The following is a 14,604-nucleotide window of genomic DNA, read 5'->3' on the forward strand; positions in this document are numbered from 1 at the left end:
TCGTATGACTCGCCATTTTTATATAATTTAGAATCTATGGGTAAGCTTAAACCCACTGACCTGCTGCAAAGCCAGAACTCCAACACCATTGGAAATTATAGCCGCCTAACCAACCGGTTACGTCCATCACTTCACCAATGAAATAGAGGCCAGACACGCTCTTACATTCCATGGTTTTTGAAGATAGGTGATTGGTGTCCACGCCACCTAGAGTTACTTCGGCAGTACGGTAACCTTCGGTGCCGTTTGGCGCGATTTTCCAGTTTTCTAGATGCTCTACGATGTCATTCAGCTGTTTTTCATTGAACTGCTTGAGCGGCTTGTCTTCCAGCTCTTTGCGGTCAATCAACACTTCAACAAAACGCTTCGGCAGTGCTTTCGCCAAGGTGTTTTTCAGGCTCTGATTTGGGTGCTTCTCGCGAGAGTTAGCCAGCAGTTCAGCCACATCGACTTCAGGTACTAGATTAATCGAAACCGACTGACCCGCTTTCCAGAAAGAAGAAATTTGCAGAACTGAAGGACCCGATAGGCCGCGGTGAGTAAACAGCAACGCTTCTTTGAACAAGGTTCCGTCTTGCGCGGTGATCTCGGCAGGAATCGCGATTCCTGAAAGCTCAGCAAAGGCTTCTTTGTCTTCTTTATGCAGAGTAAATGGCACCAAACCGGCTGTAGTCGGCATCACAGACAAGCCAAACTGCTCGGCAATCTTATAGCCAAATGGCGTCGCACCTAGTTTCGGCATCGATAAACCGCCCGTCGCCACGACAAGTGAGTCACACTCAACTTCGTCGGTATTAAGGTGCATCTTAAAGCCAGCGTCTGTTTTTTCGATGGAGTGAACATCACAACGGTAGCGTTGTTCAACTTTCGCCTGCTTACACTCGTCAAGCAGCATGCTCACGATGTCTTTTGCAGTGTGGTCATTTACACAGAACAATTGGCCGTGGTCTCGCTCTTCGAACTCAATACCGTACTTGCTCACCATCGAGATAAAATCCCAGTTGGTGTATTGAGATAAAGCTGACTTCACGAAATGAGGGTTGTTACACAGGAAGTTGTTGGCTGAAACATCATAGTTAGTGAAATTACAACGACCGCCACCTGAGATTAAAATTTTTCTGCCTGGTTTCTTTGCATGATCAACCACCAGCACTCGTCGGCCGCGTTTACCCGCTTCCGCAGCACACATTAAGCCTGCGGCGCCCGCACCAATTACGATTACATCAAATTTTTCACTCATGTGGTTCTGCTTTTCTTCACTTTTGCAGCCCGAGTACACCCTGTTCTCGAAATGCCATCAATAAAAAAGGATGTGCATAAACAGCACATCCTTACTAATTGCTCGCTATTTTAGCGGCAATTTTAAACTTTGCAATTGATGTTCAATTGTACAATTTGCAGACAGCAGCAAAACCACTACTTGGCTTAGCGAACCAACAACCAAAGCCTCACACCAAAACCTAAACTCTACTTCACACGTACTAAAAAACTTAGACGATGAAAGAAGACAGCAAGGTTACACCTAGCAGAGCGGAAGAGAGTATGAATAACTGTCTTACGCGATCGCACTTCGAAGTAAAAACTTCGTCATGATGATGGTGATACTCTTTGCTTTTGATGTAACTGAACAGGCGAACCTGTTTGGTCATATTGCCATGGGTTGTGAAAAAACCGCCTCCGTCTACTTGTTGATAAAGTAGAGGATGCGCTTCTCGCATAATATAAATGAGCGTTCTTAGCGCAGTAAAATAACGCGCCCAGTTCACGCAAGTCACAACCATTAGTGCAAATAGAATAGTGTCGCCGCTGATCATCCTTTCCTCCCTACATCTTCATAAGAAAACTCAAAAGAAAAAGATAATCAGTGTCTTTTTCGTACTACCTAAACGGCAGGAGCTTCCATAATTGAAGATGAACCATCTTTTGCCAATTGCGCTAGGTCTTTATCAATAAAGAACAGTGCTTTACCGTCTTCACCAACAAGCTCTAGCTTATCCAATACACCTTTAAACAACTTCTCTTCTTCGTGTTGCTCTGCAACGTACCATTGCAGGAAGTTAAAGGTTGAGTAGTCTTGTGTGCTGAAAGCAACGTGAGCCAGTTTGTTGATCTTTTCAGTAATCATCTGCTCATGTTCATAAGTTTCACGGAACACTGCACCAAGGCTTTCGAATTCGTGTTTCGGTGCTTCAATCGCACCCAGAATTGGCATTGCACCTGTTTCGCTTACGTAAGTGAAAAGACGCTGCATATGTTCCATTTCTTCTACTGCATGAACACGCAGAAACTCTGCTGCACCTTCAAATCCTTTGTCTTCACACCAAGCACTCATTTGTAAGTATAGATTGGATGAGAAAAATTCTAGGTTAATTTGATCATTCAGTTGCTCAACCATAGTTTTTGACAGCATTTAAGACTCCTAATTACATCCTCAATTTTCTCTACTATATCACTATTTAATGAATATCTCGCAGGCCATTAGTTAACCAATATTTCGAGCTGTCATTACGCAAGACAGTGGATATGAGATCACTTCAGCAAAAAAAACCATCGCATAGTGCTAATCTTAAATCAGACAATGAATAAAGGAGGTAGCGATATGAGTTACAAACATATTTTGGTCGCGGTCGATTTATCAGAAGACAGCAAATTAATTGTGGATAAAGCGGTAGCATTGGCTAAGCCATTGGAAGCCAAAGTCTCTTTTATCCATATCGATATTAACTACGCAGAGCTGTATACCGGCCTGATTGATATCAACATGGCCGAAACCCAGCACAACGCGATGGAAGCGTCTCGTATTCAGCTGCAAAATTTTGCGGAGCACGCCCAATACCCGATCACCCATACCCTAGTAGGCAGTGGTGATTTGAGTCATGAGCTGTGTGACACCATCAACGAGTTCAATGTTGATCTCGTGGTTTGCGGTCACCATCAAGATTTCTGGAGCAAGCTGCTCTCTTCAACACGCCAACTGATCAACGCCTCTCCGGTTGATATGCTGGTCGTGCCTCTAAGAGATTCAGAAGACTAATGATTTAAGGTTAGGTAACATACAGCTCATATCTTATTAACGAAGTTTTACTATGAGCTATTTAGCTGGTGTTACCCTCCTATGGGCCTTCTCCTTTAGCCTGATCGGCGTTTACCTTGCGGGTCAGGTTGATTCTTGGTTCTCTGTTTTAATGCGTGTTGCCCTTGCCGGCGTCGTATTTCTTCCTTTCCTAAAGTTTCGCGGCGTATCGCGTAAGCTGATCGCTAAATTGATGGCAATTGGTGGTATCCAGCTTGGTCTGATGTACTGCTTCTACTATCAATCTTTCTTACTGCTATCCGTTCCTGAAGTCCTTTTGTTTACCGTTTTCACGCCAATTTACGTCACGCTTATTTATGACTTTCTCAAAGGGCAATTCTCTCCGTGGTACCTAGTGACAGCGGCAATTGCGGTATTGGGCGCGGTATTCATTAAGTTCGCAGGTATTAACGAAAACTTTTTAGTCGGCTTCCTCGTCGTGCAAGGCGCGAACCTGTGCTTTGCTATTGGTCAGGTGGGCTACAAGGTGGTGATGGAGAAGGAATCGACCGAGTTGCCTCAGCGAACCGTATTTGGTTACTTCTACTTAGGGGCGCTATGTGTCGCGTCAGTGGCTTTCATGCTACTAGGCAACCCAGAGAAACTGCCCACCACCACACTTCAATGGGGAATCCTGATCTACCTTGGCTTGATTGCGTCGGGGCTGGGTTACTTTATGTGGAATAAAGGCGCGTGCATGGTGAATGCTGGCGCGCTGGCAGTGATGAACAATGCCTTGGTTCCTGCTGGTCTGGTGGTGAATATCCTGATTTGGAACAGAGATGTCGATTTGGTTCGCTTGTCTATTGGTGGCGCCGTTATCTTATTCTCTTTATTCGTCAATGAGACTTGGGTGAAGAAGCGCGTAGCAAGATCCGCAAGCAACGCTTAGCTGATTTGAACGAGCTACATGAGTCAGCTCGGATAGCCCCAAAAAGCAAAAGAGCGACCTAAGGTCGCTCTTTTTAAATCATCGCTGTAGCAATAAACCATTCAAATCAACTTCAGTGGATTTGATTGTGGCTCACTACCTGAGTCTTGGTTTCAGTGAAGGCAACATCATCAAGTTGTAGGTTGATTCGTTCCAATTCACTTTCCAGCTTCTGACTTTTCTTAAACAGCTTTTGCTGCTTCTTAATCATCTTCGCCAGTTTCTTATTGTACTTCTCTTGTTTCTTCGCCGCTTTCTTCGCTTGTTTGAGTTCAGCTTTCTCATCACCGCTCGCCTTCGCCATCAGTTTTTTCAGCTTGGCTTTTTTCTGTGCGGCTTCTTTTTTGGCAAGCTCAGGGGCCATATCAGCGGCGGCTGGATCGAACATTTGTACGCTCGGTTCAATTGCCTCGTTGATTTCCGCAAGCGACAGTTCTGGTGCAGGTAATGTTTCCGCTAGCAGGCCGCATGCGACTTTCTCTTCAACGGGTTTGTTTTGACAACCAAGAGGTGGAATTGCGGTGGGTTTGCATAGATTCGCTTGATCCGCCGAAGAACGCGCGCAAGAACGACACACGAACTTAGGTTCAGTCACCAAGCTGTGGATCTCGCCCAAGTGTTCGGTGATATCTCGACGGTTTAACTTACAAAAGCGTTTAGCCATGCTTCAACTCCAGCTAAGAATAATAATGATTCTTAGTTAGATATACATCTGTAACGCGACTATCGCAAGTGTTAAATGGCAATTTATCGTATTTATGACGGGAAATTTTCTTAGCGTGTATCTAAGTTATTGATGCTTCAATTAAGTCATTGATGCTTTCACATAGACGTCAAAACGGTTCTTTTTGGTTTCAATCGCCATGCTCGGTTTTTGTTCGTCTAACCAAGCAGCGTAATCCGGTCTTTTAACCACAACTCGCTTCGATGCCAACTTCATCGCTGGCTCAAATAGGCCATCAGCATCCAGATCGGCACCCACCAAAGATTGGAATACGCGCATCTCTTTTTTGACCAGAGCCGATTTCTTTTTGTTCTCTGGGTGTGGGTACATAGGGTCGAGGTACACCACATCAGGTTGTTCAAAGTCAGGATCGTTACTGAGCTTGTCTAAAGCATCGTGACTGGATGCGTGAATCAACTTCATGCGTTCAGTTACCCAACCACCGATATCTGGGTCTTGTTGCGCTCGCTGCAAGCCATCATCAAGCAGTGCGGCCACAACGGGGTGACGCTCGACCATTTGCACCTTACAACCTAGAGAAGCCAACACAAACGCATCGCGCCCTAAGCCTGCAGTACCATCAAGAATAGTTGGCGTTGCGCCTTTGTTTAAACCAGCTGCTTTGGCAATCGCCTGACCTTTACCACCGCCAAACTTACGTCGGTGACCAACTGCGCCTCCCACTAAATCAACAAAGATAGCGCCAAGCTTGGGCTCATCGACTTTACGTAGCTCAAGTCGCTCACTAGTCAGTACCAAAGCAAAATCGCTGCTTTCATCATGAGATAAGTTCCAGCGGGTCGCTAAGTCATTCAAATGATCGATTTGGGTAGCATCTTCGCAAATCAGTTGTAGTTGCAAGGTCGTCTCCAACAGACAGTAGTATTCAAAACAAAAGAGGCAACCAGTTTACCTGATTGCCTCAACAATACATATTAGCGGTGAAAAGTATTCCCAGCTAAAGTCGGCTTACCTAAACCAATGGCTCTGTCTCTCGCTCTTGTCTTAACTCTTCAACAAGCTCTGCGAGTGGCTTAGGTCGCCCTATGATGTAGCCCTGCGCGTAGTTCACACCCAGTTCGATAAGCTTGTCGATAATCTGGGTATTTTCAACGAACTCAGCCACGGTGTGCTTGCCCATCTGCTTGGCAAGATCATTGATCGAGCGAACCATCACATGGTCCATCTCATTCACATCAATATCACGTACAAACAAGCCATCGATCTTCACAATATCGACAGGCAGCTTTTTCAGATAGCCAAATGACGATAGCCCTGAGCCAAAATCATCCAATGCAATCATGCAGCCAAGCTCTTTGATTCGAGTGAAGAACTTGATCGCCTGCTTCATGTTACTCATGGCCGCTGTTTCGGTGATCTCTAAACAAATCTTATGACACGGTATCGATGAATCGCTCAGGCTATCTATCAAAAATTCGACAAACTCACGGTTACCCATCGAGTGACCGGAAAGATTGATTGAACACATCCCCAGTTCCTCAATAACCTCAGGGCGTTGCTCCAACCAACCCAAGGTTTGACTGACGACTTGGCGGTCAATCAAATGCGCGATGTTATAACGCTCTGAGGCTGGCATGAAGATCCCCGGGGAGATGTATTCCCCTTGGATGTTCTTGATGCGGACCAAGATTTCAAAGTGCATTTTATCGCTGTCTTCATCTAGGCCAAGAATTCGCTGCGCAAACAACTCTAAGCGATCGTTAGCCAAGGCCTCATGCACTAGGTTAACGCACTCCATCTCAAGATGGCGACGACGCAGGTCTTCATCATCTTGATGGTAAAGATGATAGCGATTGCGACCTTCTTCTTTAGCGGCATGACAAGCTGCATCCGCCTGAGCGTGCACCATCTGTGGTGAAGCTGCTGTATGGTCGATCAATCGAATACCGATAGAGCACGTCAGGTTGAGTCGAATATCATCCCACAAGAATGGATTCTCACTCATCATCGAGATAATACTGCGACACACATTCACCGCATCTCGTTCAGTACAGTCTTTCATCAGCACAGCAAACTCATCACCACCCATTCGCGCTAACACCGCATTGTAAGGCAGTACGTCTTCTAGCAGTTTGGCGCTAAACAAGATCGCAGCATCACCCGCTTCATGTCCTGCGGTATCGTTCAGCACTTTCAGCTGATCCAAATCTAGGAACAACATTGCGTGAGTTCGCATGTGGCTCTCAACTTCTTTCAGCGCCTTTTGCAGCTCTTGCTCAAAGTGGTTGCGGTTAAAGGTGTCAGTCAGTAGGTCATAGCGAGCCTGATACTCTAGCTTTTCAGAAAGCTCGTGCGTTTCGGTGATGTCTTCACCCACAATCAACAGCTGATCAGACTCCACCAACGGGCGGATATTTTCACGAATCCAGCTCTTGCTGCCGTCGGCATGGCGATATTCGATATCACGACGCCACACACCACGAATCTTATGCTGAGGTTGCAGCAAGATATGACGAGGAATCATCGCGTTCTCATCAACATAGAATTCTCTAGGGCGATGGCCCAACAACTGATCGAGAGGGTATCCCAAAAGCTCTTCGGCAAACTGGTTCACTTGTTGAATGCGATTATTGCCATCGAGCGTAATCATCATCACCGGCTGTTTGTCGTAATACAGCTTCAAGTTTGCTTCACGTTGGAACAGCTTATTCTCAGCAAGCTTACGTGAGGTCACGTCGCGCGCCTCAAAAAGAAACTGAATGTCTTCGTCTTCACTGCCCGGCATCGGCTTCAATGAAATATCCAACACCATCGCACCGCGATCTCGACACCACACCTCGGCTTCAAATCGTAAGGCTGGGTGCTCACTTTTTGCGATGAAATATTCGGCTAGTACTTCTCGCGCAGAACTTTCCCAATGTTGGTGTTGTTGCAGCGGCGTTCCCAGTTTATAGCCTTGATTATAAAGCAGCTCATGTAACTTGCTGTTACTCGACAGCAGCACGCCACCCTTATCAATGATGCCCATAAATTGCAGGCTCTGATCAAATATCGACTCCAACAGTCGTTGGCTTTGGCGACTTGCACGTTCGCTCTTCTTCAGACGGTTAAGGTAATACACCAACACCGCGATAACACACGACATGCTCAAGAACATTAAACCGATGGTGCGAATTTCATCGCGATAGCGCATTAAGAATGACTTCGGCTTATTGAGGAAGGTTACTGAGGCTTCATTCTCTGCACCCAAATCCCAACGTGAGATCTGTTGGTAATCGAGTTTGATTTCTGGCGCGCCAGCAACCACCAATGGCAATGGAGCCTTAGGATTATTCAGCACGCTCAACAGCACGCGCCCCGTGTCTCGACCTTGCGTTTCTCCACTGTGGATCACGCCACCAATCGCACCAAACCCAAGTCCTAAATCATGCACAATATACAATGGCATCTGAGTTTTTTTGTTGAGCTGACGCCAGTCTTCTTTGCTGCTGACCCGACCATTGATGTCGCGGTAGTAGGCCCAGAACAACAAGCTTTTAGTTAGATCAGCGCGTTGCGCGAACGTCATCAGTTCTTGATAAGAATCAGGCGTATATTGCTCCACCATCCCAGAAAACTCAGGGCGTTTTTGTAGAAATAAATCCACTTGAGCGCGAATAGCTTCACCCGTTACCGAGTGATCGGTAACCACGTAAACTTTTTTAACCGTCGATTGAAGTCGATTGATCAGCTCAATATTGCTCGCCATATCAATATCTTCAGTGATACCGGTTGCGTGCAAGCCTTCAATCATTTGCGGAGAAAAATTGTTGATGCCACCAAAAATAACGGGCGTGCCATTGAGTTCGGGCGCTAAGCGTTTCATCAGATTGAGGGCGTTATTATCACTGACGACTACAGCGGCAAACTCTTTATGCGACAGCTTAGTGCGGTATAGCTGATAAATTCGCTCTAAGTATTCAGCGTTTTGAGTTAGCTTGGTATCGAGATAAACAACCCGGTAAGATAACCCATCGCGATCGAGCTCATCAGATAGTCCTTTATGGAAATCATCTGTCCAGAAAAAGCCTTGATGATAAGAGTGAATAACCAACACATCTTTTGCCTGAGCTGAAGCAAAAACACTCCAACACATCACAATAAAAAATAACGAAAATCGCACTGAATTCACCCTAACCCTATAGTTACTGCTAATATTATCACCCTTGGCTATGATGTGTACTCAAGCCGGTATGTTTTTCATTCAACCTAAGGATTATGCATGTCCACAACCACAGCTCGTCTAGATGATCTAGACCGTGCCATTCTCAAAACCTTGATGGAAGATGCACGAACTCCTTACGCTGAAATGGCAAAGCAGTTCGATGTCAGCCCTGCGACGATTCACGTTCGCATCGAAAAGATGAGATCGGCAGACATTATCGAGCGAACGGAAGTTGTGGTAAACACCAAAAAACTGGGTTACGACGTGTGTTGCTTTATTGGCATCAACCTTAATGCTGCCAAAGATTACCACTCGGCGATCGCTAAGCTGAATGCCTTAGACGAAGTGGTTGAGGCGTACTACACCACTGGTGCTTACAATATCTTTGTAAAGCTGATGTGTAAGTCGATAGAAGAGCTGCAGTTTGTATTGATCGATAAGCTGCAAGCGATCGATGAAGTTCAGTCGACAGAGACACTGATTTCATTGCAGAACCCTATCAACCGCAATGTGAATCCATAACATTGATTCGCCTTGCTTGGCATAACGCACAGACAAAAAAAGAGCCTCTAACTAGAGGCTCTTTTCGCAATAAACTAGATAGTTACCGTGATTATGCGTTGATTCCCGCGTGGCGCAGCATTGCGTCGATTTGTGGCTCACGACCACGGAAGCGTTTGAACAGCTCCATTGGCTCTTCACTGCCACCCATTTCAAGGATGTTGTTCAGGAAGCGATTACCCGTTTCAGTGTTGAAGATACCCTCTTCTTCAAATGCTGAGAACGCATCTGCCGATAGCACTTCTGCCCACAGGTAGCTGTAGTAGCCCGCGCTGTAACCACCAGCAAAGATGTGACCAAAGCTGTGTGAGAAACGGTTCCAATCTAGGCTTGGCAGTACCGACACCTTAGACTTAACATCCGCTAGCGTTTCTAGTACGCGAGCACCCACTTCAGGGTCGTATTCTGTGTGTAGCGTGAAATCGAACAAACCAAGCTCTAGCTGACGCAGGATAAACATCGCAGATTGGAAGTTCTTCGCCGCTAGCATCTTCTCTAGCATCTCTTTTGGTAGCGCTTCACCCGTTTCGAAGTGACCAGAGATGAACGACAGCGCTTCTTCTTCCCAACACCAGTTTTCTAGGAACTGACTTGGTAGCTCAACCGCATCCCAAGGCACACCATTGATACCCGCAACTGCGCCCGCTTCTACTTGCGTTAGCATGTGGTGGATACCGTGGCCAAACTCGTGGAACAGAGTCACGACTTCATCATGAGTAAACAGTGCTGGCTTATCACCAACTGGCTTGTTGAAGTTACACGTTAGGTAAGCGACGGGCGTTTGTAGCTCGCCAGATTCAGTAATACGACGACCACGACAGTCATCCATCCAAGCGCCGCCACGTTTGTGCTCACGTGCGTATAAATCTAGGTAGAAGCTACCGCGCAGTGCACCTGTCGCATCAAAGATATCAAAGAAGCGCACAGAGTCATGCCATGTGTCGACACCTTCACGCTCTGTTACCGACATACCAAACACACGGTTAAGCACCTCAAACAGGCCTGAAACCACATTCGATTCAGGGAAGTATGGGCGAAGCTCTTCATCAGAGATCTCGAACAGGTTCTGCTTCTGCTTTTCGCTGTAGTAAGCGATGTCCCATAGGTTTAGCTCAGAAACACCAAACTCTTTCTCTGCAAACTGACGCAGCTCTTCAACTTCACGCTCACCTTGTGGTTTTGCTTTTACTGCTAGGTCGTTCAGGAAGCCAAGAACCTGATCTGGCGTCTCAGCCATCTTAGTCGACAGTGATTTTTCGCTGTAAGTACTGAAACCAAGCATGCGCGCGATCTCGTGGCGCAGCTTAAGTTGCTCGGTGATGATCTCAGTGTTGTCCCACTTACCTGCGTTTGGACCGCGATCTGAAGCGCGCGTTACGTACGCTTCATAAAGCTCTTTACGCAGTTCTTGGTTATCACAGTAGGTCATCACAGGTAGGTATGATGGGATATCTAAAGTCAGTAGGTAGCCTTCTTGCTCTTTAGACTCAGCCGCCGCTTGAGCTGCCGCCAGTGCTGATTCAGGCATACCTGCCAGCTCAGCTACGTCTGTGATCTGCTTGCTCCAACCCATGGTTGCATCAAGCACGTTATTTGAGAATTGAGAGCCTAACTCAGACTGGCGCTTGCTGATCTCGCCGTAACGATGCTGTTCATCTGCAGGTAAGCCAATGCCCGACAATTCAAAGTCGCGCAGTGCGTCGGTAATAGTTTTTTGTTGAGCTCGGTTCAGTGCAGAGAATGCTTCACTCGCCTTGATCGCTTTATACGCTTCGAACAAGCCTTTGTGTTGGCCAACCCAAGTGCCGTATTCAGATAGCACAGGTAAGCAGCTCTCATACGCTTCACGCAGTTCGTCACTGTTCACGACAGAGTTCATATGGCTTACAGGTGACCAAATGCGACCTAAACGATCATCCACTTCTTCAATTGGAGCAACTAGGTTGTCCCAGCTTGGTGAAGTATTACCTTCAAGTACTTGTTCTATCTTGTTGCGACACGCTTCAATCACTTGCTCAACTGCAGGCTTTACGTGCTCTGGCTTGATCTGTGAAAACGGAGGTAAGTCCGTGAAGGTTAATAGCGGATTAGACATATAAACATTCCTTTGGCTTTAGAGACTTTCGTCTTTTTTGTAATGAGGTCGTCTTACAGTCATCAGGCTAAAGTTCGCCCTAAAAAATCACCTGCGAATAGTTATTAAATAGTGCCCATAAAGGCAAATTTCAATAGTAGAACCAATAACTAACTGCAGATAGCTGACGACTGTCCCTGAATTGTTCGAGAATTTATGGTCCATTGAGGGTTATAATAGTCTGATTAACCCCACCTACACTAACCACACTCTAATTCGAGAGTGTTACGAGAGTTTAATTTGTTAAGTTATCGCCACAGCTTCCACGCAGGTAACCATGCCGACGTAGTAAAGCATATCGTACAGAGCCTTATTCTTAATTCTTTGAAACAAAAGGATAAGCCTTTTGTTTATCATGACACTCACTCTGGTGTAGGTCGTTACGACTTAACGCATGAATGGTCTGAAAAAACCGGTGAATACAAGCAAGGTATTGCTCGTGTGTGGGAGCAAACAGACCTTCCTGAAGACATTCAAAGCTACCTTGAGTCTATTTCCATTCTCAATAATGGCGAGAAACTGCGTTACTACCCGGGTTCTCCACGTGTTGCACGTGCACACCTGCGTGACCAAGACCGCATGGTACTGACTGAGCTTCACCCAGCCGATCACCCGCTGCTTGAGCAAGAGTTCCACCGTGATCGTCAGGTATCTATCTACAAAGAAGATGGTTTTAAGCGCTTAAAGGGCAGCCTGCCACCAAAAGAACGTCGTGGTTTAGTACTGATCGATCCGCCTTACGAGCTGGCAAAAGAGTACCGTGATGTCGTGACTGCAATCGCTCAAAGCCACAAGCGCTGGGCAACCGGTATCTACGCAATTTGGTACCCGGTAGTAAATCGCTGTGATATCGAAGATATGATCGAAGGTCTCGAAGGCTTAGGCATCAACAAGATTCTACAAATCGAACTTGGCGTATCACCAGACACCAACGAGCGTGGCATGACGGCATCAGGCATGATCGTGATTAACCCGCCTTGGAAGCTAGAAAGCCAAATGAAAGAGATTCTTCCATTCTTGAAGGAAGCAATTGCGCCGGCGACCGGTCACTTCAAAGTAGAGTGGATCGTACCCGAGTAATCTCGAACTTAACGTCATGCTCTGACAAATATTAAGCAGATTGTGACGTACACGAATAAATTTTAAACAGGGAGATTGAGTTCAACCGATCTGCCCTCAATATAATAATTATACAATTTAAGAATCTATAGGACGTAGGTGTTCAGTGCGCTCACTGTACCCACAGCCTTCAATAAATGGAGAAAGTAATGGCGACTCATTTTGATTACATCTGTATCGGCGGCGGTTCAGGCGGCATCGCATCAGCAAACCGCGCAGCAATGCACGGTGCAAAGGTTGCACTTATCGAAGCTCAAGACCTTGGTGGTACTTGTGTAAACGTTGGTTGTGTTCCTAAAAAGGTAATGTGGCACGGCGCTCAAGTTGCTGAAGCGATCAACCTATACTCTGAAGATTACGGCTTCGACGTTGACGTAAAAGGCTTCAACTGGAGCAAATTAATAGAAAACCGCCAAGCGTACATTGGTCGTATCCACCAATCTTACGATCGCGTTCTTGGTAACAACAAAGTAAACGTAATCAAAGGCTTTGCTAAGTTCGTTGACGAGAAGACTGTTGAAGTTAACGGTGAACACTACACCGCTGATCATATTCTGATCGCAGTAGGTGGTCGTCCAACCATTCCAAACATCCCTGGCGCAGAATACGGCATCGATTCAAACGGTTTCTTCGACCTAATGGAGCAACCTAAACGTGTTGCTGTTATCGGCGCGGGCTACATTGCTGTTGAGATCGCAGGCGTACTAAGCGCACTTGGCACAGAAACACACTTGTTCTGCCGTAAAGAATCTCCACTACGTAGCTTTGATCCAATGATCATCGAAACGCTAGTAGAAGTAATGGAAGCAGAAGGTCCAACACTTCACACGCACTCCGTGCCTAAAGAAGTGGTGAAAGAAGCGGACGGTACGCTGACTCTACACCTAGAGAACGGCAACACTCAAAACGTTGACCACTTAATCTGGGCGATCGGTCGCCACCCAGCGACTGACGCTATCAATCTAGCATCTACTGGCGTTGAGACTAACGATCGTGGCTACATCAAGGTAGACGAGTTCCAAGCGACTAACGTTCCTGGCATCTATTGTGTTGGTGACATCATGGAAGGCGGTATCGAGCTAACACCTGTCGCTGTTAAAGCAGGTCGTCAGCTTTCAGAGCGCCTATTCAACGGCCAAACAAACGCGAAGATGGACTACAAGCTAGTTCCTACTGTTGTATTCAGCCACCCGCCTATCGGTACAATTGGTCTAACGACTCAAGAAGCTGAAGAGCAATACGGCAAAGACAACATCAAGGTTTACACGTCGGGCTTCACGGCAATGTACACAGCAGTAACCAAGCACCGTCAACCTTGTAAGATGAAACTAGTATGTGCTGGCGAAGAAGAGACTGTAGTTGGCCTACACGGCATCGGTTTCACTGTTGATGAAATGATTCAAGGCTTCGGCGTTGCAATGAAGATGGGCGCAACCAAAGCAGACTTCGACTCTGTTGTGGCGATTCACCCAACGGGCAGCGAAGAGTTCGTAACGATGAGATAATCAACACTATTTGTTGATATCTCTTAAAAGCAGGCCTTGTGCCTGCTTTTTTTATGTCCACTCTTGAACCTTACCCCTCAACTCCACGTAACACAGATACTGACCTATCTAGAACAGCAATGGAGTTTGTGATGAATCTACTAATTGAATCATTTGAAGGCGGGATCTACTTGGCTTACCAAATTATTGGCGAGCAAAAGCAGTTAATCAAAAACGACCAACAGCACCCAATGAAGTTTTTAAGTGTTAACCAAGCGCGCGACCACTTTAGCGATCGAGGCGTAGCATCGGCAATGTTGGTTCACAACAGTGCCTACGACGAGATGTGTGGTGAGCATTGTGGTAGCACACAGCCTTTCGAGATTGATTTGAAGTGGAGTTAAATCAACCTC

13 protein-coding genes are annotated in these 14,604 nt (G+C 46.3%); 6 read left to right on the plus strand and 7 right to left on the minus strand.

The genetic code is table 11. The features are described from left to right. Positions 1-46: 46 nt before the first annotated feature. From A6D97_RS03485 to ftnA, 3 genes are all read right to left on the minus strand, one after another. Entirely contained in the window at positions 47-1,240 is a 1,194-nt protein-coding gene (locus A6D97_RS03485; RefSeq protein WP_050053166.1) for an NAD(P)/FAD-dependent oxidoreductase, read from the minus strand. 250 nt (positions 1,241-1,490) lie between these two features. Further along, on the minus strand, positions 1,491-1,814 hold the full coding sequence (gene uspB, locus A6D97_RS03490) for a universal stress protein UspB (protein ID WP_009848060.1): 324 nt from the start codon (positions 1,812-1,814) through the stop codon (positions 1,491-1,493). Positions 1,815-1,882: 68 nt separating this feature from the next. After that, complete coding sequence (gene ftnA, locus A6D97_RS03495) at positions 1,883-2,410, minus strand: non-heme ferritin (protein WP_017066029.1); 528 nt, start codon at positions 2,408-2,410, stop codon at positions 1,883-1,885. A gap of 189 nt (positions 2,411-2,599) precedes the next feature. Between ftnA and uspA the strand changes: the two genes are divergently transcribed. Together uspA and A6D97_RS03505 are read left to right on the plus strand one after the other, a co-directional pair. Next, on the plus strand, positions 2,600-3,034 hold the full coding sequence (uspA, locus tag A6D97_RS03500; RefSeq protein WP_017060149.1) for a universal stress protein UspA: 435 nt from the start codon (positions 2,600-2,602) through the stop codon (positions 3,032-3,034). 52 nt (positions 3,035-3,086) lie between these two features. Then, positions 3,087-3,965, plus strand: a complete 879-nt coding sequence (locus A6D97_RS03505) for a carboxylate/amino acid/amine transporter (protein ID WP_017060148.1) — start codon at positions 3,087-3,089, stop codon at positions 3,963-3,965. A 112-nt stretch (positions 3,966-4,077) separates the two neighbouring features. On the opposite strand, the gene A6D97_RS03510 is transcribed toward A6D97_RS03505, so the two are convergent. The 3 genes from A6D97_RS03510 to A6D97_RS03520 form a co-directional block, all read right to left on the minus strand. Further along, a complete protein-coding gene (locus A6D97_RS03510) occupies positions 4,078-4,668 on the minus strand; it encodes a hypothetical protein (protein ID WP_017060147.1) in 591 nt (196 codons plus the stop codon). 141 nt (positions 4,669-4,809) lie between these two features. Continuing rightward, a complete protein-coding gene (locus A6D97_RS03515; protein ID WP_017063046.1) occupies positions 4,810-5,589 on the minus strand; it encodes a class I SAM-dependent methyltransferase in 780 nt (259 codons plus the stop codon). A gap of 112 nt (positions 5,590-5,701) precedes the next feature. Further along, positions 5,702-8,824: an EAL domain-containing protein gene (locus tag A6D97_RS03520; protein ID WP_065583838.1), complete on the minus strand. Its 3,123-nt coding sequence runs from the start codon at positions 8,822-8,824 to the stop codon at positions 5,702-5,704. Between the two features lie 126 nt (positions 8,825-8,950). Between A6D97_RS03520 and asnC the strand changes: the two genes are divergently transcribed. After that, the gene (gene asnC / locus A6D97_RS03525; RefSeq protein ID WP_008218581.1) at positions 8,951-9,415 is read left to right on the plus strand and encodes a transcriptional regulator AsnC; all 465 of its coding nucleotides are present in this window, start codon (positions 8,951-8,953) and stop codon (positions 9,413-9,415) included. A gap of 91 nt (positions 9,416-9,506) precedes the next feature. Here the strand turns inward: asnC and prlC are convergent, their stop codons facing one another. Further along, positions 9,507-11,549, minus strand: coding sequence for an oligopeptidase A (gene prlC, locus A6D97_RS03530; protein WP_017063044.1), 2,043 nt, complete (start codon positions 11,547-11,549; stop codon positions 9,507-9,509). A gap of 279 nt (positions 11,550-11,828) precedes the next feature. On the opposite strand from prlC, the gene A6D97_RS03535 reads away from it, so the two are divergent. The 3 genes from A6D97_RS03535 to A6D97_RS03545 all read left to right on the plus strand — a co-directional run bounded on the left by A6D97_RS03535 (position 11,829) and on the right by A6D97_RS03545 (position 14,595). Next, complete coding sequence (locus tag A6D97_RS03535) at positions 11,829-12,668, plus strand: 23S rRNA (adenine(2030)-N(6))-methyltransferase RlmJ (RefSeq protein WP_017060143.1); 840 nt, start codon at positions 11,829-11,831, stop codon at positions 12,666-12,668. A gap of 188 nt (positions 12,669-12,856) precedes the next feature. After that, entirely contained in the window at positions 12,857-14,212 is a 1,356-nt protein-coding gene (gorA, locus tag A6D97_RS03540; RefSeq protein WP_065583839.1) for a glutathione-disulfide reductase, read from the plus strand. A gap of 131 nt (positions 14,213-14,343) precedes the next feature. Further along, entirely contained in the window at positions 14,344-14,595 is a 252-nt protein-coding gene (locus A6D97_RS03545; RefSeq protein WP_065583840.1) for a DUF6482 family protein, read from the plus strand. Positions 14,596-14,604 lie beyond the last annotated feature (9 nt).

The organism is Vibrio sp. ZF57 (genome assembly GCF_001691235.1).
GTDB classification, from domain to species: domain Bacteria; phylum Pseudomonadota; class Gammaproteobacteria; order Enterobacterales; family Vibrionaceae; genus Vibrio; species Vibrio crassostreae_C.